General features: G+C 65.7%; 19 protein-coding genes. 14 read left to right on the forward strand and 5 right to left on the reverse strand.

Annotated features, from left to right (window positions below):
• Positions 1-99: 99 nt before the first annotated feature.
• Positions 100-327: a hypothetical protein gene (locus tag K3551_RS08685; protein ID WP_259919254.1), complete on the forward strand. Its 228-nt coding sequence runs from the start codon at positions 100-102 to the stop codon at positions 325-327.
• 78 nt (positions 328-405) lie between these two features.
• Positions 406-2835: an ATP-dependent helicase gene (locus tag K3551_RS08690; protein WP_259919255.1), complete on the forward strand. Its 2430-nt coding sequence runs from the start codon at positions 406-408 to the stop codon at positions 2833-2835.
• Between the two features lie 454 nt (positions 2836-3289).
• Here the strand turns inward: K3551_RS08690 and K3551_RS08695 are convergent, their stop codons facing one another.
• On the reverse strand, positions 3290-3511 hold the full coding sequence (locus K3551_RS08695) for a DUF1127 domain-containing protein (RefSeq protein WP_259919256.1): 222 nt from the start codon (positions 3509-3511) through the stop codon (positions 3290-3292).
• Between the two features lie 207 nt (positions 3512-3718).
• Here K3551_RS08695 and K3551_RS08700 point away from each other — a divergent pair, with 207 nt between their 5' ends.
• The 12 genes from K3551_RS08700 (at position 3719) to murD (ending at position 16595) form a co-directional block, all read left to right on the forward strand.
• Positions 3719-4918 (forward strand): MFS transporter, encoded by a 1200-nt coding sequence (locus K3551_RS08700; protein WP_259919257.1) that lies wholly within the window; start codon positions 3719-3721, stop codon positions 4916-4918.
• 25 nt (positions 4919-4943) lie between these two features.
• Positions 4944-6023 (forward strand): Mrp/NBP35 family ATP-binding protein, encoded by a 1080-nt coding sequence (locus tag K3551_RS08705; RefSeq protein ID WP_259919259.1) that lies wholly within the window; start codon positions 4944-4946, stop codon positions 6021-6023.
• A 735-nt stretch (positions 6024-6758) separates the two neighbouring features.
• The gene (locus tag K3551_RS08710) at positions 6759-7205 is read left to right on the forward strand and encodes a division/cell wall cluster transcriptional repressor MraZ (protein WP_259919262.1); all 447 of its coding nucleotides are present in this window, start codon (positions 6759-6761) and stop codon (positions 7203-7205) included.
• Entirely contained in the window at positions 7202-8182 is a 981-nt protein-coding gene (gene rsmH, locus K3551_RS08715) for a 16S rRNA (cytosine(1402)-N(4))-methyltransferase RsmH (RefSeq protein ID WP_259919264.1), read from the forward strand. The genes K3551_RS08710 and rsmH overlap by 4 nt, the downstream gene beginning before the upstream one ends.
• Before the next feature lie 3 nt (positions 8183-8185).
• Positions 8186-8629: a cell division protein FtsL gene (locus K3551_RS08720; protein WP_259919267.1), complete on the forward strand. Its 444-nt coding sequence runs from the start codon at positions 8186-8188 to the stop codon at positions 8627-8629.
• Positions 8626-10419 (forward strand): penicillin-binding protein 2, encoded by a 1794-nt coding sequence (locus tag K3551_RS08725; RefSeq protein WP_259919270.1) that lies wholly within the window; start codon positions 8626-8628, stop codon positions 10417-10419. Before K3551_RS08720 ends, K3551_RS08725 begins: the two co-directional genes overlap by 4 nt.
• Positions 10420-10468: 49 nt before the next feature.
• Positions 10469-11920, forward strand: a complete 1452-nt coding sequence (locus tag K3551_RS08730) for a UDP-N-acetylmuramoyl-L-alanyl-D-glutamate--2,6-diaminopimelate ligase (protein WP_259919272.1) — start codon at positions 10469-10471, stop codon at positions 11918-11920.
• Positions 11917-13293 carry a UDP-N-acetylmuramoyl-tripeptide--D-alanyl-D-alanine ligase gene (murF, locus tag K3551_RS08735; protein WP_259919274.1) on the forward strand — a complete coding sequence of 459 codons (1377 nt, stop codon included), beginning with the start codon at positions 11917-11919 and terminating at the stop codon, positions 13291-13293. The genes K3551_RS08730 and murF overlap by 4 nt, the downstream gene beginning before the upstream one ends.
• A 16-nt stretch (positions 13294-13309) precedes the next feature.
• The gene (mraY, locus tag K3551_RS08740; protein WP_259919276.1) at positions 13310-14395 is read left to right on the forward strand and encodes a phospho-N-acetylmuramoyl-pentapeptide-transferase; all 1086 of its coding nucleotides are present in this window, start codon (positions 13310-13312) and stop codon (positions 14393-14395) included.
• Positions 14396-14432: 37 nt separating this feature from the next.
• A complete protein-coding gene (locus tag K3551_RS08745; RefSeq protein ID WP_259919279.1) occupies positions 14433-14948 on the forward strand; it encodes a DUF1697 domain-containing protein in 516 nt (171 codons plus the stop codon).
• 52 nt (positions 14949-15000) lie between these two features.
• The gene (locus K3551_RS08750; protein WP_259919281.1) at positions 15001-15213 is read left to right on the forward strand and encodes a hypothetical protein; all 213 of its coding nucleotides are present in this window, start codon (positions 15001-15003) and stop codon (positions 15211-15213) included.
• Positions 15210-16595, forward strand: a complete 1386-nt coding sequence (gene murD, locus K3551_RS08755) for a UDP-N-acetylmuramoyl-L-alanine--D-glutamate ligase (protein WP_259919284.1) — start codon at positions 15210-15212, stop codon at positions 16593-16595. The genes K3551_RS08750 and murD overlap by 4 nt, the downstream gene beginning before the upstream one ends.
• A gap of 102 nt (positions 16596-16697) precedes the next feature.
• On the opposite strand, the gene K3551_RS08760 is transcribed toward murD, so the two are convergent.
• From K3551_RS08760 to K3551_RS08775, 4 genes are all read right to left on the reverse strand, one after another.
• Entirely contained in the window at positions 16698-17408 is a 711-nt protein-coding gene (locus K3551_RS08760; protein WP_259919286.1) for a DUF502 domain-containing protein, read from the reverse strand.
• Between the two features lie 156 nt (positions 17409-17564).
• A complete protein-coding gene (locus K3551_RS08765; protein WP_259919288.1) occupies positions 17565-17954 on the reverse strand; it encodes a VOC family protein in 390 nt (129 codons plus the stop codon).
• Positions 17951-18820, reverse strand: coding sequence for a PfkB family carbohydrate kinase (locus K3551_RS08770; protein WP_259919289.1), 870 nt, complete (start codon positions 18818-18820; stop codon positions 17951-17953). The genes K3551_RS08765 and K3551_RS08770 overlap by 4 nt, the downstream gene beginning before the upstream one ends.
• A 182-nt stretch (positions 18821-19002) precedes the next feature.
• Positions 19003-19911 (reverse strand): AEC family transporter, encoded by a 909-nt coding sequence (locus tag K3551_RS08775; protein WP_259919291.1) that lies wholly within the window; start codon positions 19909-19911, stop codon positions 19003-19005.
• Positions 19912-19946 lie beyond the last annotated feature (35 nt).

The raw sequence follows: 19946 nt of genomic DNA on the forward strand, positions 1-19946 counted from the left end.
CCGCAGCGCGGCAACCACGGGGTTGTGGGTAGGATGCCTGTTTTGGTCCAACCACCTTGCCGAATGCAATTTTCGGCAAAATTGAGGAGAGAAGTCTCGATGCCACGCTTGGTGCGGATGTACATTCACTGCTGCCTGATCGGGTTCGGGGCCGCCGCGGTCTTTACCGGGCTTGTCCTCTGGTCAGACCTTGGCGGGATCGGCGGATTGGTCGCGCGGTCCGACGTGGGGCTGATGGCGATCACGGTGTTCTGGGTGTTCAACGGAATCGTCTTTTCCGGGGTTCAGACGGTCTGGACCCTGATGCAGATGGCCAGGGATCCGTGACGTGACCGGGCGTGTTTCATTGGAACGCATGGTGAACACAGTCTTTCCTTGCGGGGCCGTCCGGTCTATCACCTTGCAATGATGTATCATGACGATTCCGACGCGATGGAGGCGGCCAGCCTGTCGTCACGCGCCATGGCCGCCCGCCCCGCGCCCTATCTGGACGGGCTGAACGCCGCGCAGTTGCAGGCGGTTCAGACGCTGGATGGTCCGGTTCTGATGTTGGCGGGGGCGGGCACCGGAAAGACACGGGCCCTGACCGCGCGGATCGCGCATCTGATGGCGCAGGGCCGCGCGCGCCCGAACGAGATCCTGGCCGTGACCTTCACCAACAAGGCCGCGCGCGAGATGCGCAACCGGGTCGGTGCCATGATGGGCGAGGTGGCCGAGGGAATGCCTTGGCTGGGCACGTTCCATTCCGTCTGCGTCAAGCTGCTGCGCCGCCACGCGGAACTGGTCGGCCGCACCGTGCCCGACCCCCTGCTGGAAGGCGGCGCGCGGGATCTGTTTTTGAAGTCGAACTTCACCATTCTGGACACCGACGACGTCAATCGCCTGCTCAAGCAGCTGATCATCGCCGCCGACATGGACGAAAAGAAGTGGCCGCCCCGGATGTTGTCGGGGATCATCGACCACTGGAAGAACCGCGCCTGGACGCCCGACAAGGTGCCCGCCCATGAGGCGCAGGCCTTCGACGGGCAGGGGGTCGCGCTGTATCGGCAGTATCAGGACCGGCTTCTGACGCTGAACGCCTGCGATTTCGGGGATCTGCTGCTGCATGTGATCGGCATTTTTCAGGCCCATCCCGACGTGCTGGAAAAGTACCGCCACTGGTTCCGCTACATCCTGGTGGACGAATATCAGGATACCAACGTGGCCCAGTATCTTTGGCTGCGGCTGCTGGCGGGCGGGCACCGGAACATCTGTTGCGTGGGCGACGATGACCAGTCGATCTATGGCTGGCGCGGGGCCGAGGTCGGCAACATCCTGCGGTTCGAGCAGGACTTCGAGGGGGCGGAGGTGATCCGGCTGGAGCAGAACTACCGCTCCACCCCGCATATTTTGGCTGCGGCCTCGGGGGTGATCCAGGGCAACAAGGGACGGCTGGGCAAGACCCTCTGGACCGATACGGAAGAGGGCGAGAAGGTCCGTCTGATCGGCCATTGGGACGGAGACGAAGAGGCGCGCTGGATCGGCGAGGAGGCGGAGGCCCTGCAACGGGGCACACGCGGGCTGGATCCGATGTCGTTGGACGATATGGCGATCCTGGTCCGCGCCTCGCACCAGATGCGCGCCTTCGAGGATCGTTTCCTGACCATCGGCTTGCCGTATCGGGTCATCGGCGGGCCACGGTTCTTCGAGCGGCTCGAGATTCGCGATGCGATGGCCTATTTCCGTGTCACCGTATCCCCTGACGACGACCTGGCGTTCGAGCGGATCGTGAACACGCCCAAGCGCGGTCTGGGTGACAAGGCGCAACAGACGATACAGGTCATGGCCCGGTCGAACGGCGTGTCCCTGCTGGAAGGCGCGCGGCTTTGCGTGCGCACCAAGACCATCGGCGGCAAGGGGGGCAAGGCCCTGGGCGAGTTGGTCGCCGGTTTCGACCGTTGGCGTGCCGAGCTGCTGGACGGGCGCGATCACGTGCGCCTGGCCGAAGAGATCCTGGACGAAAGCGGCTACACCGGCTTTTGGCAGAACGAAAAGACGCCCGAAGCGCCGGGACGGTTGGAGAACCTGAAGGAATTGGTGAACTCCCTGGGGGAGTTCGAGAATCTGCAGGGGTTTCTGGAACACGTCGCGCTGATCATGGACAACGAGTCGGAGGCCGAAGAGCCGAAGATCACGCTCATGACGCTTCACGGGGCGAAGGGGCTGGAATTTCCCGTCGTGTTTCTGCCGGGCTGGGAAGACGGGTTGTTCCCGTCGCAGCGGTCCATGGACGAAAGCGGCGTGAAGGGCCTGGAGGAGGAACGGCGGCTTGCCTACGTGGGCATCACGCGGGCCGAACGTATCTGCACCATCAGCTTTGCCGCCAACCGCCGGGTCTATGGTCAGTGGCAATCGGCCCTGCCGTCCCGGTTCATTGATGAACTGCCCGAGGACCACGTCGAGGTTCTGACGCCTCCGGGGCTTTATGGCGGTGGTTTCGGCGCATCCGGCATGGCCGCCGCACAGCAGGCGGCAATGTCGGGCGGGGTCGAAAGCAATTTGCAGGAAAAGGCGTCGAAGGCGGATGTCTACAATTCGCCCGGTTGGCGACGGCTGCAATCCAACAGCGCCCGACCGATCCGGCAACCGTCCGAGGCCAAGGGCCTGACCATCGATTCGACTGCCGTTTCGGCTTTTGGCGTGGGCGATCGCGTGTTCCACACGAAATTCGGCTATGGCGCAGTGCAGGCGATAGAGGGCGACAAGCTGGAGGTGGCCTTTGACAAGGCCGGCACCAAGAAGATCGTAGGACGGTTCCTGATGCCCGCCGATCAGGCGGGAGACGTGCCGTTTTAGAGGCACGGTGATTGCGAGGCGGGGATCAGAGTTTTCGAAAACTCTGATCAAATCCTTCCAAGGATTTGACGCGCTGAGTTCCCGACATCTGAAAAAAGAAAACGGCGGCACCCAAGGGAGGAAGGGTGCCGCCGTCTCTATGCGATGACCTTCCCAAGGGAGGAGGAAGGAGGGTCATCATTCGTGCGACAGGCCAAAGGGAGGAGGAGCCCGCCGCCGAAATCTCATGTTCAACACCGTAAGGTGTTCGTTGGTTCCTGAGCCGGCCCCGATGACGCTCAAGGGAGGAGGAGAGCGCCACCGGTCCGGTTCGTACCCTGACAAGGCAGGGCGGAGTGCCGATCCAATGGGAGGAAAGGATCGGCGGGGTGCGACACCGGCTAAGGGAGGAGGACGCCGGAGCCGCGATCCCGGCGCTGCCAAAGGGAGGAGGAAGCAGCGCAGGGAAGGGGAATTACTTGCCGTAGGCGGCTTCGATCGCCAGAGACTTGATCATCGAGCGGTGCAGGCCCAGATCGCTCAGATCGCGGTTCGACAGGGCGGACAGCTCTGCGAGGGTTTCGCGATACAGGCGCCACTTGGCGAGGTTTTCGCGGGCGGTGTCGAGACGAGCGGCCAGGCGGGCGCGCAGCGAGGTGGTGGTGGCGGTCGAATTACCGTAAGTCGTGAAAGCCATGATTGACCCTTTCTTGATATGGGGCCTTTTGCCCCGTCAGGCGTCCCGACCGGATTGTCGGGGCTGCTCTGTGTTTCGTTGAGACATACTTGGGACGAATGCTGCGCTTGCACAACGTGGCCAATGTTCAATGCCGCTATGCGGCATTTGCATAGGTTGCGCTACGTCAACTGGCGCTCTCCTTCTGATTGTGTGCGGTAGGTCCATATGGCGGCTTTGTCTCACAGCGGCTTCAGGGCCTATTTCTTTGCCGCCGTTCCTTTGGTGCAGGCGCTTTGGGCACAGCGGGTCACGCTTGGCTGGCTCGCCTGGGAGGTATCGCTTTCCCCCGCTTTCGTCGGCTTGATTGCCGCGCTGGGGCTGGTGCCGATGCTTGTGTCGGGTCCGGTCTTTGGTGTGCTGGTGGATCGCGCGAATATCCGGCGTGCGTTGTTCGCCACCTCAGGCACGATGGCGGGCCTGTTGGTCGTGGCGGCCCTGTTGGCCGGGACGCAGGGGTTGGGGCAGGGGGCGTTGATCGTTCTGTCGCTGGCCATCGGTGTGGTGACCTCGGCGCATCATCCGGTGCGGATGTCGCTGGGCCCGCGCCTGGTGCCGCGTGCGGATGTGCCCAATGTCGTCGCGCTCTCGGCTTTGAACTTCAACCTGGCGCGTCTGATTGCGCCGGTCCTGACGGGCTTTGCGCTGGCCACGGTGGGGCCGGTGGCGACGCTTTGGATCTCGGCAGGGCTTTACCTGCCGATGCTGTTCGCCGTCCGCTGGATGGATCCGCGGCCCCTGCCGGTCGCCACCGCGCAGGTCAGCGTGGTCGAAGGCGTGCGGCAGGGTTTGCGCTTTATCGCGGCCACGCCGGTTGCGCGGCATGCGCTGATCCTGACGGCGGCGATGGCGGTGCTGATCCGCGGCTATCAAGAGATCTTGCCCGTCATGGCCGAAGGTGTGCATGGGCGCGGCGCGACCGGGCTGGGCTGGCTGACGGCCGCTGCGGGGGCTGGTGCCCTGCTGGCGGCGCTCAGCAAGACCCGCAGCCGGGCCGAGGTCGTGGACACCGTGCCGCTGACCCTGCGGGTGATGTTGGTGGCGGGTGTCTTGACCCTGGTTCCGCTGGGATTGTGGCCGTCCTGGTGGGCGGCCTTGCTTTGGACGGCGGTGCTGGGCTTTGCCTCGACTTATTGCGGGGTCAGTCTGCAGGCGCTGATGCAGGTGCAATTGCCCGATGACCTGCGCGGACGGGTGATGTCGCTGTGGGTGGCGGTCGGAATCGGGGCGGTGGCATTGGGCTCTGGCGGGTTGGGATGGCTTGCCGGTCTGATTGGATTGCCCGTCACCCTGACGGGGGCGGGCGTCCTGGGTGGCATTGTGACGCTGATCCTGGTCTTGCCATCACGCACGAAGGCGGCCACCTAGCGACCGATCAGTGAAAGGACGCCCCATGACCACGCGCGATGACATCAACGCAGCCCTGTCGCGGATCCGCCTGCCGGTGGACGGCACATTGGTCAGCCGGGACATGGTGCGGGCCGTGACGATCCAGGGCGATACGGTCAGCTTTGTGATCGAGGCCCCGTCGCCGGAAATCGCCCGTCAGATGGAGCCGATCCGCGCCGCCGCCGAGGCCGCCGTGGCCGAGTTGCCGGGCGTGGCCAGGGTGCAGGCAGTGCTGACCGCCCCGACCGAGCAGAAACAGCCCCCCTCGTTGAAAATCGGCGGCCACCCGAAGCCACAGGACGGGCCGTTGCGGGTGCCGGGGGTCAAGCGCCTGATTGCCGTCGCTTCGGGCAAGGGTGGCGTCGGGAAATCGACGGTGTCGTCGAACCTGGCCGTCGCGCTGGCCCGGCAAGGGCGCAAGGTCGGTCTGCTGGACGCGGATATCTATGGGCCGAGCCAGCCCCGCATGATGGGCGTAAGCAAGCGCCCGGCCTCGCCCGATGGCAAGATCATCCACCCGTTGCATGCCCATGGCGTCACCCTGATGTCGATTGGCCTGATGCTGGGCGAAGACAAGGCCGTGGTCTGGCGCGGACCGATGTTGATGGGGGCGCTTCAGCAGATGTTGGGACAGGTGGCCTGGACGCATCATACCGGGGGCGAGGATCTGGATGTGCTGATCGTCGATCTGCCGCCGGGGACGGGGGATGTGCAGCTGACGCTTTGCACCAAGGCGGTGGTCGACGGCGCGATCGTGGTTTCTACCCCCCAGGACGTGGCTCTGCTGGACGCGCGCAAGGCGCTGGACATGTTCGCGACGCTCAAGACGCCGATCATCGGCTTGGTCGAGAACATGAGCCTGTTCCACTGTCCCAGCTGCGGCCACGAAGCGCATGTCTTCGGTCATGGCGGTGTTGCCACCGAGGCCAAGCGGCTGGGCCTGCCGTTCCTGGGGGCGCTGCCCATCGACTTGGACACCCGGCTGGCGGGGGACTCGGGCACGCCCATCGCCGCCGGCGACAGCGCCATGGCCGAGAGTTTCGCACAAATCGCAGGCAAGCTGGTGGCGCAGAACCTGGCCTGACCAATCACAGAATCAGGGTGGCTTGATGTTGTCGGCCCCGGATCGCCCGCCGCGATCCGGGGCCGATTCGCATTTCAGTGGCGAAAACGGCCTGATTCATATAGGATAACCCCAGCGGCACGATGAGCGATTTGACGGCGCACGAGGGCGGCAAGGCTCAATTTTAGTCAGTTTCGGATTTTTCTCTACTGTGGGCGTTCTGACACGGCTGTGATGATTGATGGGAAAACCTACCACCGAAATTGAGCCACAACATAAAAGGGTCCGTGTCCATCAAAATACTAAATGTAGTGTGACTTGGCAGTTATACATGTTTCATTCACAGGCTGTGGATAACAAAAGTGGGAGTCAGGACCAATTTTAGGCTGGCGGTACCATACCCGCCCATGGCATCACGGCTCTACAGAAGACGAACGAATGCGGGGCGACAAACGACCCCACCCAAAGCAACGATAAATCCGAGGCAAGGGATCATACAGGCGACATCAATTCGTCTTCAGACTTGAAGATCCGACACGCGTATCGAGCAGATTCATCCCCCCAGGTGACACGCGTGACGGAGACCCGCTTGACGGGGCAGGGCGGCGGTCCGGGTTGGCAGACCCCGGGCCGCCGCTTTCCGTTTCGGGGGCAAATCATGCGGCGCAGACCGCGATACGAAGGAGCGCCGGACCACCCGTGGCACATCGGTTCAGAGGCAGGCACACCAACAAGGTGGACGCGAAGGGCAGGGTCATGATCCCGTCCGAGTTTCGCACTGTGCTCGATGCCGGTGATCCCGAACGTCCCGCCGGATCCAATCCCTCGGTCCATATCTGCTACGGCGAGGAAGAGCCTTGGCTGAGCTGCTGGACGGTCGAGGCCGCCGAGGAAATCGAGGCCCAGATCGACGCGTTGGAATACGGGGACGAGCGCGACATGCTGGAAGAATGCTTCTTCGAGAAGATAGAGGTCGTACAGCTGGACGACGCTGGACGCATGGTCATCCCCAAGATGATCCGAGACAATTATGGCCTGGTTGGCGAGGCGATTTTCGCCAGCCGTGGCAAGAACTTCCGGCTTTATTCCCCTGAGGTCCCGATCATGGCCACCAGCAAGGTCGCCCAGGCCAAGTCCGAGCTGGGCGGCGGCACGCCGATCCTCAGCGTGCTGTCCAGGGCCCAGGTAAAGGCCGCGTCATGACCGGGGCCGCGCCGCATGTGCCCGTGCTGCTGCAACCGATCCTGGATGCCGTCGCGCCGTTGTCGGGGACCTGGATCGACGGCACCATGGGCGCGGGCGGCTATACCCGCGCCATGCTGGATGCGGGTGCAGGCCACATGATCGGGCTGGACCGCGACCCGCTTGCCCATGAGATGGCGGCGCAGTGGGGGGCACCTTATGGCGACCGGCTGACGACCGTGAAGACGGTGTTTTCCTGGATGGACGAAGTGGCAGAGGCAGTGGACGGGGTCGTCCTGGACCTGGGCGTCAGTTCGATGCAGCTGGACCGCGCCGACCGCGGTTTCAGCTTCATGCGCGACGGACCTCTGGACATGCGGATGGGCGACGATGGGATCACCGCCGCAGAGCTTGTGAACACTGCCTCGGAAACCATGCTGGCCGACATCCTGCACCGCTATGGTGAGGAACGCGCCGCGCGGCGCATCGCGCGCGCCATCGTCCGCGACCGAGAGGCTGCGCCCTACACGACAACCCTGCAACTGGCCGAGACGGTCACGGCGAACCTGCCCCGGTCCAAACCGGGTCAGAGCCACCCCGCGACCCGCAGTTTTCAGGCGATCCGCATCGCAGTGAACGACGAGTTCGGCGAGCTGACCGAAGGATTGCAGGCCGCTGAACGGGTGCTGGCACCCGGTGGCTGGCTAGCGGTCGTCACCTTCCATTCGGTCGAGGACCGTGCCGTCAAACGGTTCCTGCAACACCGGTCTGATGCGGGCGGCGGCGGCAGCCGGCATTTGCCTGAACGCGCGCAGAAGGATCCGGGGTTCGAGCTGATCGGCAAGGCCATCGGCCCGTCCAGGTCCGAGTTGGAGGCCAACCCCCGCGCGCGGTCTGCCCGGCTGCGGCTGGCGCGGCGGACTGCTGCTCCGGCGCAACCGGTCGCGCGCCGCGACCTGGGCCTGCCCGATGTCGTCACCTCTGAGGGAAGAAGGTAAGCCATGCGTGGTCTGCTTTATACTGTGTCCGTGTTCGCCGTTGTCGCCCTGGGCTTCTGGGCCTACCGCGAAGGGTATGAAACCCGCGAGACGGAACGCGCCGTTGATCGCCTGCAACGCCAGATCGGTGAGCGGCATCAGGAGTTGTCGATGCTGCGTGCGGAATGGGCCTATCTGAACCGGCCCGACCGTCTGCATGCCCTGGCCGAAATGAACTTTGAGCGGCTGGGCCTGATGGCGCTGTCGTCGGATCATTTCGCCTTGACCGAGCAGGTCGGCTATCCGCTGCCCGCAGCGCCCGACTGGGCCCCGGAGCTGGCCAACAGCACGCCGCTGGACGACGCCCTGTCCGAGGTCATCATCATGAACCATGCCTACGGGGCAGACGCGCAGCCGCGCATGATCGCACCGCCCAGCCTGGCCGACGACGGAGAGCAGCTGCCATGATTTTTCGCCGCCCCACACGCCAGCAACCGACAGACCCCTTTGTTCCCGTCGCGCCGACAGTCCCGCGCGCGCCTGCGCCGAAACCTGTCATCCCGCGCGAGAACCCAGAACGGGCCCGCATGCGGGCGGAACGGCGGCTGAAATTCACGGCCTCCTGCTTTGTGCTCGGGTTCATGGTGATCGGGATCAAGATGGGGGCCATCGCCGCCTCGGAGGCGCGGGAACCCACGACCGTGGGCCTGTCCGGGGCGGGAATCGTCAACGAGCGGGCCGATATCACCGACCGCGAAGGCCGGGTGTTGGCCACGAACGTCACGGCAACCGCGCTTTATGCGCAACCGCACATGATGGTCGATCCCGTGGCCGCCGCCCAAGGGTTGGCCGCGATCTTTCCGGACATGAATGCCGAGACCTGGGCGCGGCGCTTTACCTCCGGGTCCAAGTTCTTCTGGCTCAAGGGCAACATCTCTCCCGAGCAGCAGCAGGCCGTGCATGATCTGGGCGAGCCGGGATTGCTGTTCGGACAACGCGAAATGCGGCTTTATCCGAACGGTCCGTTGGCGGCTCATGTCCTTGGTGGTGCCCGGTATGGCGCCCAGGACGTCCGCGCCGCCGAGATCAAGGGAATCGCGGGCATCGAAAAGACCTTCAATGCCTATCTGTCCGATCCGGCGCAGGAAGGTGCGCCACTGCGCCTGTCGCTGGACCTTACGGTTCAGACGGCGGTGGAACAGGTGCTGTCCGGCGGCATGCGGCTGATGAACGCCAAGGGGGCGGCAGCCGTCTTGATGGACATCCACACCGGAGAGATCCTGTCGCTGGCGTCTTTGCCTGACTTCGACCCGAATTCCCGGCCCCGCCCGGCAACCGAGGGCGACCAGGCCGATAGCCCGCTGTTCAACCGCGCGGTGCAGGGCGTCTATGAACTCGGCTCGACGTTCAAGATATTCACTGCCGCGCAGTCGCTTGAACTGGGCCTGACCAACGCCGGGACGATGATCGACACCTCGGGCCCGCTGCGGGTCAATCGTCATCCGATCGGCGACTTCCACGACTATGGCCCGCGCCTGTCGGTGGCGGATGTGATCCGCAAATCGTCGAACCGGGGCACGGCGCGCATGGCCCTGGCCATCGGGGCGGAACGGCAGCAGGACTTTCTGCGCAGCCTCGGGTTCTTCGAGCCGACCCCGGTCGAGCTGATCGAGGCACCGGGCGCCAAGCCCATCGTGCCGCCACGCTGGCCCGACATCACCACGGCGACGGTCAGCTATGGCCACGGCCTGTCGGCCTCTCCGCTGCATCTGGCGGTCGGCTATGCTTCTGTTCTCAATGGGGGAACGCGGGTGACGCCGACGCTTCTGGCGCGCAGCGAACCACCCCGGCCCGGGCCCCGGGTCGTGGGGCCACGCGTTTCGGCCGAGGCGCGCCATATGTTGCGCCAGGTCGTTTTGAACGGCACCGCCTCGATGGGTGAGGTGCCGGGCTATCAGGTCGGTGGCAAGACCGGCACCGCAGACAAGCCGGGAGTGGGCGGCTATCAGGAAAACACCGTGATCGCGACCTTTGCCAGCGTCTTTCCGGCCAACGATCCAGATTACGTCTTGATCGTCACCCTGGACGAACCCGAAATCCACGCCGCGGGCGAGGATCGCCGCACGGCGGGCTGGACGGCGGTGCCCGTCGCCTCGGAACTGGTGGCACGGGTTGCGCCGTTGCTGGGATTGCGGCCTGACTTCGATCCCGGCCGTGACGAATTCGGCGCATATCTGACCCAGGCGGCTGCCCGTTGATGGACGGCCCGCGCCACGCGCGATAAGTCACCCGCGCAAGGGGGCACGCATGAGCAAAACTCTGTCTGAACTTGGTCTGACCGGTCCCGAGGGCCTGCTGGTTGGCGGCTTGGCCGTAGACAATCGCAAGGTCCGGAGCGGCGATCTGTTTGCGGCGCTGCCCGGCTCTGCCACCCATGGCGCGCGGTTTGCGGGCGATGCGCTGGCGCGCGGTGCCGTGGCGGTCCTGACCGATCCCGCAGGCGCGGCGATGCTGCCCGAAGGCGCCACGGCGATCACGGTCGAGGATCCGCGCGCCGCGCTGGCCTTTGCCGCCGCGCTGATGGCGGGGGCGCAGCCAGACTGCATGGTCGCGGTGACGGGCACCAACGGCAAGACGTCGGTTGCCAGTTTCACGCGTCAACTCTGGGAGGCGATGGGCCTGGCTGGTGTGAACATCGGCACCACCGGCGTCGAAGGGGCCTTTCACGCACCTTCGGCCCATACCACGCCGGAACCGATCACCCTGCACCGCCTGCTGGCTGACATGGCGGGCTCAGGCGTGACCCATGCCGCGATGGAGGCCTCGTCCCACGGGCTCGATCAACGGCGGCTGGAGGCGGTGCGTCTGGCGGCGGCGGGGTTCACCAATCTGACGCAGGATCACCTGGATTATCACGGCACCATGGAGGCGTACTTTGCCGCCAAGGCGGGGCTATTCGACCGGCTTTTGCCCGGTGACGGCGTGGCGGTCATCAATCTGGACGATCCCCATGGCCCCGATCTGGCCGCCGCCTGCGAAAGCCGCGGGCAGGAGGTCATCGGCGTCGGGGCCAACGAGGCGGCGCGCATTCGCCTGACAGGCCAGCGGTTCGACGCAACCGGGCAGGAGGTTCTGTTCCGCTGGCAGGACCGGGCGGTGTCCGCCCGGCTGGATCTGATTGGCGGGTTCCAGGCGGCGAACGCGCTGCTGGCTGCGGGGCTGGTCATCGCCGGCGGCGAGGACCCGGCGCAGGTCTTCGCGGCGCTGCCCAGGTTGCGTGGCGTGCGCGGCCGGATGGAACTGGCCGCGACGCGAGCTGGCGGGGCTGCGGTTTTTGTCGACTACGCCCATACGCCGGACGCCGTGGCCACGGCGCTGACGGCGCTGCGCCCGCATGTCATGGGGCGGATCATCGCGATCGTGGGCGCGGGCGGCGACCGCGACCGGGGCAAGCGGCCCCTGATGGGGCAGGCGGCGGCGGATCACGCCGATGTTGTCATCGTCACCGACGACAACCCCCGCTCCGAAGATGCCGCGTCGATCCGTGCCGCCGTGAAGCAGGGCGCGCCGGAGGCCATTGAAATAGGCGACCGGGCCGAGGCCATCCTGCGGGGCGCCGGTCTGTTGGAGCCGGGCGACGCCCTGCTGATCATGGGCAAGGGCCACGAGACGGGGCAGACGGTGGGCGACATGGTCTTGCCGTTTGACGATGTGGAACAGGCGTCGATTTCCGTCGCCGCGCTGGAGGGACGGGCATGACGCTCTGGACTGCGGCAGAGGCCGCCGAGGCGACCGGCGGGCGTGCCATCGGGGATTGGTCCGTGACGGGCCTGTCGATCGACACCCGTTCGATCCAGGCGGGGGATCTGTTCGTGGCGCTCAAGGCGGCGCGCGACGGGCATGATTTCGTGGCACAGGCCTTGGACAAGGGGGCGGGTGCCGCGCTGGTGTCCCGCGTGCCCGACGGCTGCGACGCGGGACCCTTGTTGTTGGTGGACGACGTGCAGACCGCGTTGGAGGCCTTGGGCCGGGCCGCGCGGGCGCGCACCACGGCCCGGGTCATCGCGGTGACGGGCAGTGTCGGCAAAACCTCTACCAAGGAAATGCTGCGTCACGTTCTGGTCCCGCAGGGCAAGGTTCACGCCGCCATCAAAAGCTTCAACAACCATTGGGGCGTGCCGCTGACCCTGGCGGGCATCCCGGCTGACGCCGATTTCGCCGTGATCGAGATCGGCATGAACCATCCGGGCGAAATCGCACCGCTTGCAGATCAGGCCGCACCGGATGTGGCGATGGTGACCACGGTGGCCCCCGTCCACCTGGAGGCGTTCGAGGACGGTCTGCCCGGCATCGCCCGCGAAAAGGCGGCGATCTTCTCCGGGCTGAGGCCGGGGGGCGCGGCGATCTGGAATGCCGATTTGCCGGTGTCGGACATCCTGGCGCAGGCGGGAACGGTGTCGTTCGGACGCACCACGGGCGACTGGCTGCTTTCGCAGGTCAACGCGGGCCCCGATGCCACCACCTGTGCAGCCGAGACACCCGATGGCCCCCTGATGTTCCGCGTCGGCGCACCGGGTGCGCATTTCGCGCTGAACGCGCTGGGCGTGCTGGCGGCGGTCCATGCGGCGGGCGCGGATGTGGCGCAGGCCGCCCTCGCCCTGGCCGATTGGACGCCGCCCGACGGGCGCGGCAAACGGCATGCCGTCATCCTGCACCCGGACCAGCCCGCCGTCGATCTGATCGACGATGCCTATAACGCCAACCCCGCATCGGTGGGCGCGGCGCTGGATCTGCTGGCCGCGACCGAGGTGCCCCGCCGGGCCCGCCGCATCGCCGTTCTGGGCGACATGAAAGAGCTGGGACCAACCGGTGCCGCCCTGCACGCGGCCTTGGCGGACCATGGCGCGATGGACGCGCTGGACCAGGTCCACACCGTCGGGCCGCTGATGCGCGCGCTGCATGACGCCTTGCCTGCCACCCAACGGGGCCATCACACCGAGACGTCCCATGCGATGGCGCCACACTTGCGAGAGATGGTGCAGCCGGGCGACGCGGTTCTTGTGAAGGGGTCGCTTTCGATGCAAATGGCCGTTCTGGTCGACGGGCTCCGCGCCCTTGGCGAAGCCGGATGACGAAGGACGGACGCAGATGCTCTATTGGCTGACAACATTTTCGGACGGCGGCGACGTCTTCAACCTGTTCCGCTACATCACCGTGCGGGCGGGGGGCGCGTTCTTTGTGGCGTTGCTGTTCGGCTTCATCTTCGGCAAGCCGTTGATCAATCTCTTGCGTCGGCGGCAGGGCAAGGGCCAGCCGATCCGCGACGACGGGCCAGAGACGCATTTCGCCAAGGCCGGCACCCCCACCATGGGCGGCGTCCTGATCCTGGGCGCCGTCACGGTGTCGACCCTGCTGTTCGGGCGGCTCGACAACCCCTATGTCTGGCTCGTGCTGGGCGTGACCATCAGTTTCGGGGCCATCGGGTTCGTCGACGACTATGCCAAGGTCAGCGCGGGCAACACCAAGGGCGTGCCCGGGCGCGTGCGTCTGGCGCTGGGCTTTCTGATTGCCCTTGCCGCTGGTCTCGTCGCCGTCTGGACCCATCCGCCCGAGTTGTCGGGCGCGCTGGCCTTTCCGGTGTTCAAGGACGTTCTGTGGAACATGGGGCTGATCCTCTATCTGCCTTTCGTGATGATCGTGATCGTGGGCTCGGCCAATGCGGTGAACCTGACGGACGGTCTGGACGGGTTGGCCATCATGCCGGTCATGATCGCCGCGGGCACGCTGGGCGTGATTGCCTATGCGGTCGGTCGGGTCGATTTCACCGATTACCTGGACGTGCATTACGTGCCCGGGACCGGAGAGCTGTTGATCTTCGCCGCGGGTCTGATCGGTGGGGGGTTGGGTTTCCTGTGGTATAACGCGCCGCCCGCGGCTGTCTTCATGGGCGACACCGGGTCCCTGGCCCTGGGCGGGGGCCTGGGCACCGTGGCGGTTGTGACCAAGCATGAACTGGTCTGGGCGATCATCGGCGGGTTGTTCGTGGTCGAGGCGCTGTCGGTCATCATTCAGGTCCTCTATTTCAAGGCGACCGGAAAGCGGGTCTTTCTGATGGCCCCGATCCACCATCATTTCGAGAAAAAGGGCTGGGCCGAACCGCAGGTTGTCATCCGGTTCTGGATCATCGCGTTGATACTGGCGTTGGTCGGCTTGGCCACATTGAAGGTGCGGTGACACCTGTGTCGGCGCGCGTCGCAATCAGGCGTGCAGGGTGACCAGGCGGATCGTCCTGGTCGCGGGTATCGGGGCCGCGACCCATGCAAAGATGTCGATGGCCGACCTGCGCGCGGGGGTCGAATCGGCGGGGGTGCAGGGGGTGTCGACCCTGTTGGCGACCGGGAACCTGATCTGCGACAGTGACCTGCCTGCGCCCGATCTGTCTGCAATCGTCACGGGTGTTCTGGCGACGTTTGGCGTGGATCGGGCCGTCTATCTTCTGGACCCGGACGAGGTGGCGCAGGCCATCGATGCCGTGCCCTTTGCGGATGCGGTGCAGGTCCGGCCGGGTCATCTCCTGCTCCATGTCACGGCCCGGGCCACGGTCACACCGGATTGGCCGGGGCCGGAACGGATCCTGGCCGACGGGCGGCTGGTCTGGATCGACTACGTGGCGGGGGTGGGGCGGTCAAAGCTGACGGGTGCGCGGCTGACCCGGTTGGTTGGCCCGGGAACCGCGCGCAACTGGAACACCCTGCAGAAGCTGCGCCAGGCAACCAAGGGGCATTGAACCCGGACCCGCAAACAGGTCATCTGAGGCGCGACAATCCTTCGGAGGCTCCATGGCCAAACGCGGCGAGAACCCCCTGTCCCTGAACCAGCGCGGTGCGCGTTACGGGGCCTTTGCCTTGGCCCTCGGGCTGGCGATCCTGGCCTGGCCGGTGGTGCAGGGCTATGGCGACGGCAGCGCCGGGCGCGCCGCGCCGTTGGGCGACAGCGGCTGGGACGAGATGCGCCGCTTTGGCTGGGAAATGGCGACGGAGCGGACCCAATGATTCCGGTGCGCGGATTCGAGGGCGCGACCGTCATGGTGCTGGGACTGGGGCGATCCGGCCTGACGGCGGCACGCGCGATGCGCGCGGGCGGCGCGACGGTTCTGACCTGGGACGACGGGGCCGCGGGCCGCGCCGCAGCCGAGGCGGAGGGGTTCGAATTGCGTGATCCCACGCGGGCTGGCGCGTTGGACGGCGTCGCGACCCTGGTGACCAGTCCGGGCATCCCTCACCTTTACCCGGCACCGCACCCGGCCATCGCCGCCGCGCTGAACGCGGGCGTGGCCGTGGACAATGACATCGGGCTTTTCTTCCGTTCGCTCGGCTGGGCAGAGGCCCCGCCGCGCGTGGTCGCCATCACCGGATCCAACGGCAAATCAACCACCTCTGCCCTGTTGCACCACGTGTTGACCCAGGCCGGGCGCACCGCGCATCTGGCGGGCAATATCGGTCGCGGTGTTCTGGATCTGGATCTGGGCGGCGAAGAAGAGATCGTCGTGCTGGAGCTGTCGAGCTATCAAACCGAACTGGCACGGTCGCTTACGCCGGATGTGGGCGTGTTCACCAATCTTTCGCCGGATCATCTGGATCGGCACGGCGGCTACGGCGGCTATTTCGCGGCCAAGCGCAGGCTGTTCGCCGAGGGGGGACCGGACCGTGCGATCATCGGTGTGGATGAGGTCGAGGGCCGCTTTCTCGCCGGACAATTGCAGGAGGCGCAGGGCGATGACCGGGTGATCCGCGTGTCGACCGGCAAGCTGTCGGGGCCGGGATGGCAGGTGACCGCGCGCAAGGGCTGGCTGGCCGAGATGCGCAAGGGACGACAGGTGGCCTCGGTCGATCTGCGTGACATTCCGGGCCTGCCGGGGCGGCACAACCACCAGAACGCCTGTTGCGCCTGGGCGGCTGCGCGTGCCCTTGGCCTCAGTCCCCGCGACATCGAGGCCGGGCTGCGCAGCTATCCGGGTTTGCCACACCGGTCGCAACACATCGCCGACAGGTCAGGCGTGGCTTACGTGAACGATTCCAAGGCAACCAATGTGGATGCCGCCGCGCAAGCGTTGCAGGCCTTCGACAGGATCCGCTGGATCTGTGGTGGCCTGCAAAAAGACGGAGGACTGGACGCGTTGCATCCGCATCTGCACCGGGTCGCCAAGGCCTATGTCATCGGGCGCGAGGCGCAGGCCTTTGCCCTGGCACTGGGGACGGGGATTGCTGTCGAGGTTTGCACCGACATGGCAACGGCGGTGCAATCGGCGGCAGCGGAAGCGGTGCCGGGGGACACGGTGCTGCTGGCCCCTGCGGCGGCCAGTTTCGACCAATACGACAGCTTCGAGCGGCGCGGCGAGGATTTCGCAGCACGTGTCGCGGATCTGGATGCTTGATCGGCCCAGGCGAGATCAAATCCTTCGAAGGATTTGATCAGAGTTTTCGAAAACTCTGATCGCACCCCGCGCGTCGGTCCCTTCAGCCGCTGGGCAAAGGGCTCAACGCACCACCGTTGCGCCTGCGGGCACTTGATCCGGCACCTGGCTGGACGGATAGACGAGACCCGCCGAGATCACCAGTTTGGCCGCGTCTTCGACCGACATGTCGAGGATGATGACATCCTCTTCGGGCACGAAAAGCAGGAATCCCGAGGTCGGGTTAGGTGTCGTCGGCAAGAACACCGACATCATCGGGGCCCCTGCGCGGGCCTTGATCTCGCCCTTGGCCGTCGTTGAAATGAACGCGATGGCCCAGATGCCCTTGCGCGGATACTCGACCAGGCAGGCCTTTTCAAAACTGGACTGGTCCTGCGCCAGGATCGTCTCCGCGATCTGCTTGAGACCGCTGTAGACAGACCGGACGACCGGCATCGTCTGCACCAGGTTTTCGGACCAACGCAGGATCGACCGCCCGATCAGCCCCTTGGCCAGCCAGCCGACCAAAAGGGTGAACAGCAGGAAAAAGCCGACGCCGATGCCGCGAATGTCCAGGTCGATGTCGAATTGGTTCAACAGCCAGATGTCGGGGCGGTAGCGGGCGGGCACAAAGGGCAGGACCCAGCTGTCGATCCAGCCGATGACAGACCAGATCAGCCAGAATGTCAGGCCGATGGGCGCTATGACGATGAGGCCGGTAAGGAAGTTGTTCCTCAACCGGGTAAAAAGGCCCGCCCGTTGCGGGCGGGGTACCGAGTCGTCACCGAGTTGCATTTGGTTTCTGGTCCGCCTGGTCCGAGTCCTTAACGACATAGGTGGCGGGCTTCTGGACAACAAGGCGAAGCTGGTCCGACAGATGCCGCAGCGTGCCTTTGCTTACGCGTGGGGCAGGATGCCGGGAACTCTGGCATCTTGGGAACAACGGCCGGATCAGACGGTCCAGGCCGCGTTCTGCAAGACCATGCGCCAGCCTTCGGGATCGGCATAGGTGCGACCGGCCCGGTCCCAATAGGGGTTTTCGGCCGGAACCGGGGTGAACCCCGCGCGGTCCATTCGGGCGACGGCCGCGCGCCACATATCTGTGTCCGGCAGATAGAGAACCAGCAGGCTCTCCGCGCCCGGTGAGGGCGGCGCGCGGTGGCCGCGCCGATGGGTCAGCTCAAGATGCCAGGGGGCGTTGGGGTGCCCCAGGATGATTCCGTCGAACCCGTCATGATCCGCAAATCGTCCCAGAACCGACAGGCCCAATCCGTCGATATAGAACGCCAGCATCCCGTCCAGGTCGTCGCTGGCCCGGGCCACCCGCAGAACCGGGATCAATAGGTATCGCCCGACACGTAGGTCGCCGCCGCCGCGACGGCCTTTTGCAAAGCGGTGTCGGCATCGGCCCCCTGGCGTTCGGCGGCGACATGGGCGGCCATGAAGGTGTCGCCCGCCCCGGTGACGCGGGTCACCATGACTTCGGGCGGGCGGTGCGCGTGAACGCCGCCCAGATGGGCGCAGGCGGCCAGACGCGGTCCATCGGTCACCAAGGCACGGAACAGCCCGCGGGCGCGCAGCGCCTCTGCCGCTTCTGCCGCGTCGGTCTGGCGGCGGTGCAAAAGCAGCCCCGCCTCCTCCAGGTTGACGTAAAGCGTGGCGGATGGGTGGGCCAGAAACGGCAGCAAGCGTTCCGCCTTGCCCGGCGATGCGGGTGCGATACGCAGATCCATCGCCGCAAAACGGCCATCCGAGGCGATGCGCGACAGCAGATCCGCCGTCAGGTTGCCGTCCAGGGCCACCGGCCCGTCCCAGCCCGCCAGGGTGCCGGACAGGGGACGCAGGATCTTGTCGCCAACGGCCTCCAGCGAGTGGGCATCGGCGATGGCGGCGATCAACCCGTTGCCGCCTTCGACCGCCATATAGACATCTGTCGGCAGATCGTCGGATCGATACAGCGTCTCGGTCACCAGCCCCATACGGTCAAGCGCGGCGACCAGTTCATCGCCTTCCGCATCGCGGCCCACGACTGACAAGAGCGCGGGCGTCATCCCATAGGCCTTGGCGGCCATGGCAATGTTCAGCGCGACGCCGCCGGGCAGCCGCTTGATACGGCCAGGCACGTCCGAGCCCTTGTCCATATGTGCGTTGGAGCGGCCGATGATGTCCCAAAGGACCGAGCCGATGCAGAGGATATCCGGTGTCATACCCCGGTGATGCCGCATGCGGGCGAGGGATGCCAGAGCGACGGGCGATCAAATCCTTCGAAGGATTTGACCAGAGTTTTCGAAAACTCTGGCCTGCGGCAGCTGACATGTCGATCTTTCGATTGATCTGGCCTGTGCCCCCGCCGCGCCCTCGGCAGCCCCGATCGAAGGTTCGCCTCTGCTCAGGCCAGCGCGGCGAGGGTCAGGAGCGTCAGCAGGCTGGTCCACACCAGAACCTGTGCCACCCGGTCCGACGGGACGCCGTGCAGGACCGAAAGGCTTAGCGCCATGGCCCCGGCGGGACCGGCTGCGGCAAAGGTGAAGACCCGCGCATCCGATTCCGGAACGCCGCCCAGCCACAGACCCCAGGCCACCACCGCCGGGAGGGCCAGCAGTTTTATGGCCACCACGCTCGCCACCGCGCCATCCAGCGTGAATCGCGTGCCCGACAGGATCACGCCCAGCGCGAACAACGCCACAGGGGCCGCCGCCACACCGTTGAAATCGAGAAAGGTTTCGACCGCCCCCGGCAGGCCGATTCCGACCATCGCCAGCATCATACCCGCGAAGATCGCCAGCAATGCGGGCGTGCGCGCAAAGATCCGCAGGATCGACATCGGTGACGCGCTGCCCTGGTTGAGAACCTGCAACACGATCATCACCCCGGCAAAGGACACGGTCGAATCCAGCACGACCACCGTCGTCACCGGCAGGATCTGATCCGGGCCGAACAGCAGGCGCGAAATCGGCAGCGTGTAGAAGAAGGTGTTGGCAAAGATCCCGGCGTAGGCCAACAGAACCGCTTCGGCTGGCCCGATGCCAAACAGACGACGCGACAGTTGGTAGCCCAGCGCAAAGAGCGCCGCCTGCATCCCGGAATAGATCAGCAACGCGCGGCCCGACAATTCGGACAGGGGCGCATGCGCCAGCAGGTTGAACACTGCGATCGGCACCAGCACCGTCATCGCAAACCAATTGAGGGTGCGTGCCGCCGCCAGGTCGAACTTGCCAGCGCGCCCAATGACATAGCCGAAGGCCAGAATCGCAAAGATCGGCAGGATCGGATCGCCAAGCGCGGAAAGGAACGACATCACGATCTCTCCGCTACCTGTCCTGATCCCGGCCT

Origin of the sequence: Jannaschia sp. M317 (assembly GCF_025141175.1) — a bacterium.
GTDB lineage: Bacteria > Pseudomonadota > Alphaproteobacteria > Rhodobacterales > Rhodobacteraceae > Jannaschia.

Excerpts from the sequence above, each read along its gene's own strand:
- K3551_RS08760 (WP_259919286.1), bottom strand. The coding sequence starts at position 17,408 with ATGCAACTCGGTGACGACTCGGTACCCCGCCCGCAACGGGCGGGCCTT.
- K3551_RS08685 (WP_259919254.1), top strand. The coding sequence starts at position 100 with ATGCCACGCTTGGTGCGGATGTACATTCACTGCTGCCTGATCGGGTTC.
- K3551_RS08775 (WP_259919291.1), bottom strand. The coding sequence starts at position 19,911 with ATGTCGTTCCTTTCCGCGCTTGGCGATCCGATCCTGCCGATCTTTGCG.
- K3551_RS08705 (WP_259919259.1), top strand. The coding sequence starts at position 4,944 with ATGACCACGCGCGATGACATCAACGCAGCCCTGTCGCGGATCCGCCTG.
- K3551_RS08710 (WP_259919262.1), top strand. The coding sequence starts at position 6,759 with ATGATCCCGTCCGAGTTTCGCACTGTGCTCGATGCCGGTGATCCCGAA.
- murD (WP_259919284.1), top strand. The coding sequence starts at position 15,210 with ATGATTCCGGTGCGCGGATTCGAGGGCGCGACCGTCATGGTGCTGGGA.
- murF (WP_259919274.1), top strand. The coding sequence starts at position 11,917 with ATGACGCTCTGGACTGCGGCAGAGGCCGCCGAGGCGACCGGCGGGCGT.
- K3551_RS08730 (WP_259919272.1), top strand. The coding sequence starts at position 10,469 with ATGAGCAAAACTCTGTCTGAACTTGGTCTGACCGGTCCCGAGGGCCTG.
- K3551_RS08725 (WP_259919270.1), top strand. The coding sequence starts at position 8,626 with ATGATTTTTCGCCGCCCCACACGCCAGCAACCGACAGACCCCTTTGTT.
- K3551_RS08750 (WP_259919281.1), top strand. The coding sequence starts at position 15,001 with ATGGCCAAACGCGGCGAGAACCCCCTGTCCCTGAACCAGCGCGGTGCG.
- K3551_RS08690 (WP_259919255.1), top strand. The coding sequence starts at position 406 with ATGATGTATCATGACGATTCCGACGCGATGGAGGCGGCCAGCCTGTCG.
- mraY (WP_259919276.1), top strand. The coding sequence starts at position 13,310 with ATGCTCTATTGGCTGACAACATTTTCGGACGGCGGCGACGTCTTCAAC.
- K3551_RS08720 (WP_259919267.1), top strand. The coding sequence starts at position 8,186 with ATGCGTGGTCTGCTTTATACTGTGTCCGTGTTCGCCGTTGTCGCCCTG.
- K3551_RS08695 (WP_259919256.1), bottom strand. The coding sequence starts at position 3,511 with ATGGCTTTCACGACTTACGGTAATTCGACCGCCACCACCACCTCGCTG.
- K3551_RS08770 (WP_259919289.1), bottom strand. The coding sequence starts at position 18,820 with ATGACACCGGATATCCTCTGCATCGGCTCGGTCCTTTGGGACATCATC.
- rsmH (WP_259919264.1), top strand. The coding sequence starts at position 7,202 with ATGACCGGGGCCGCGCCGCATGTGCCCGTGCTGCTGCAACCGATCCTG.
- K3551_RS08700 (WP_259919257.1), top strand. The coding sequence starts at position 3,719 with ATGGCGGCTTTGTCTCACAGCGGCTTCAGGGCCTATTTCTTTGCCGCC.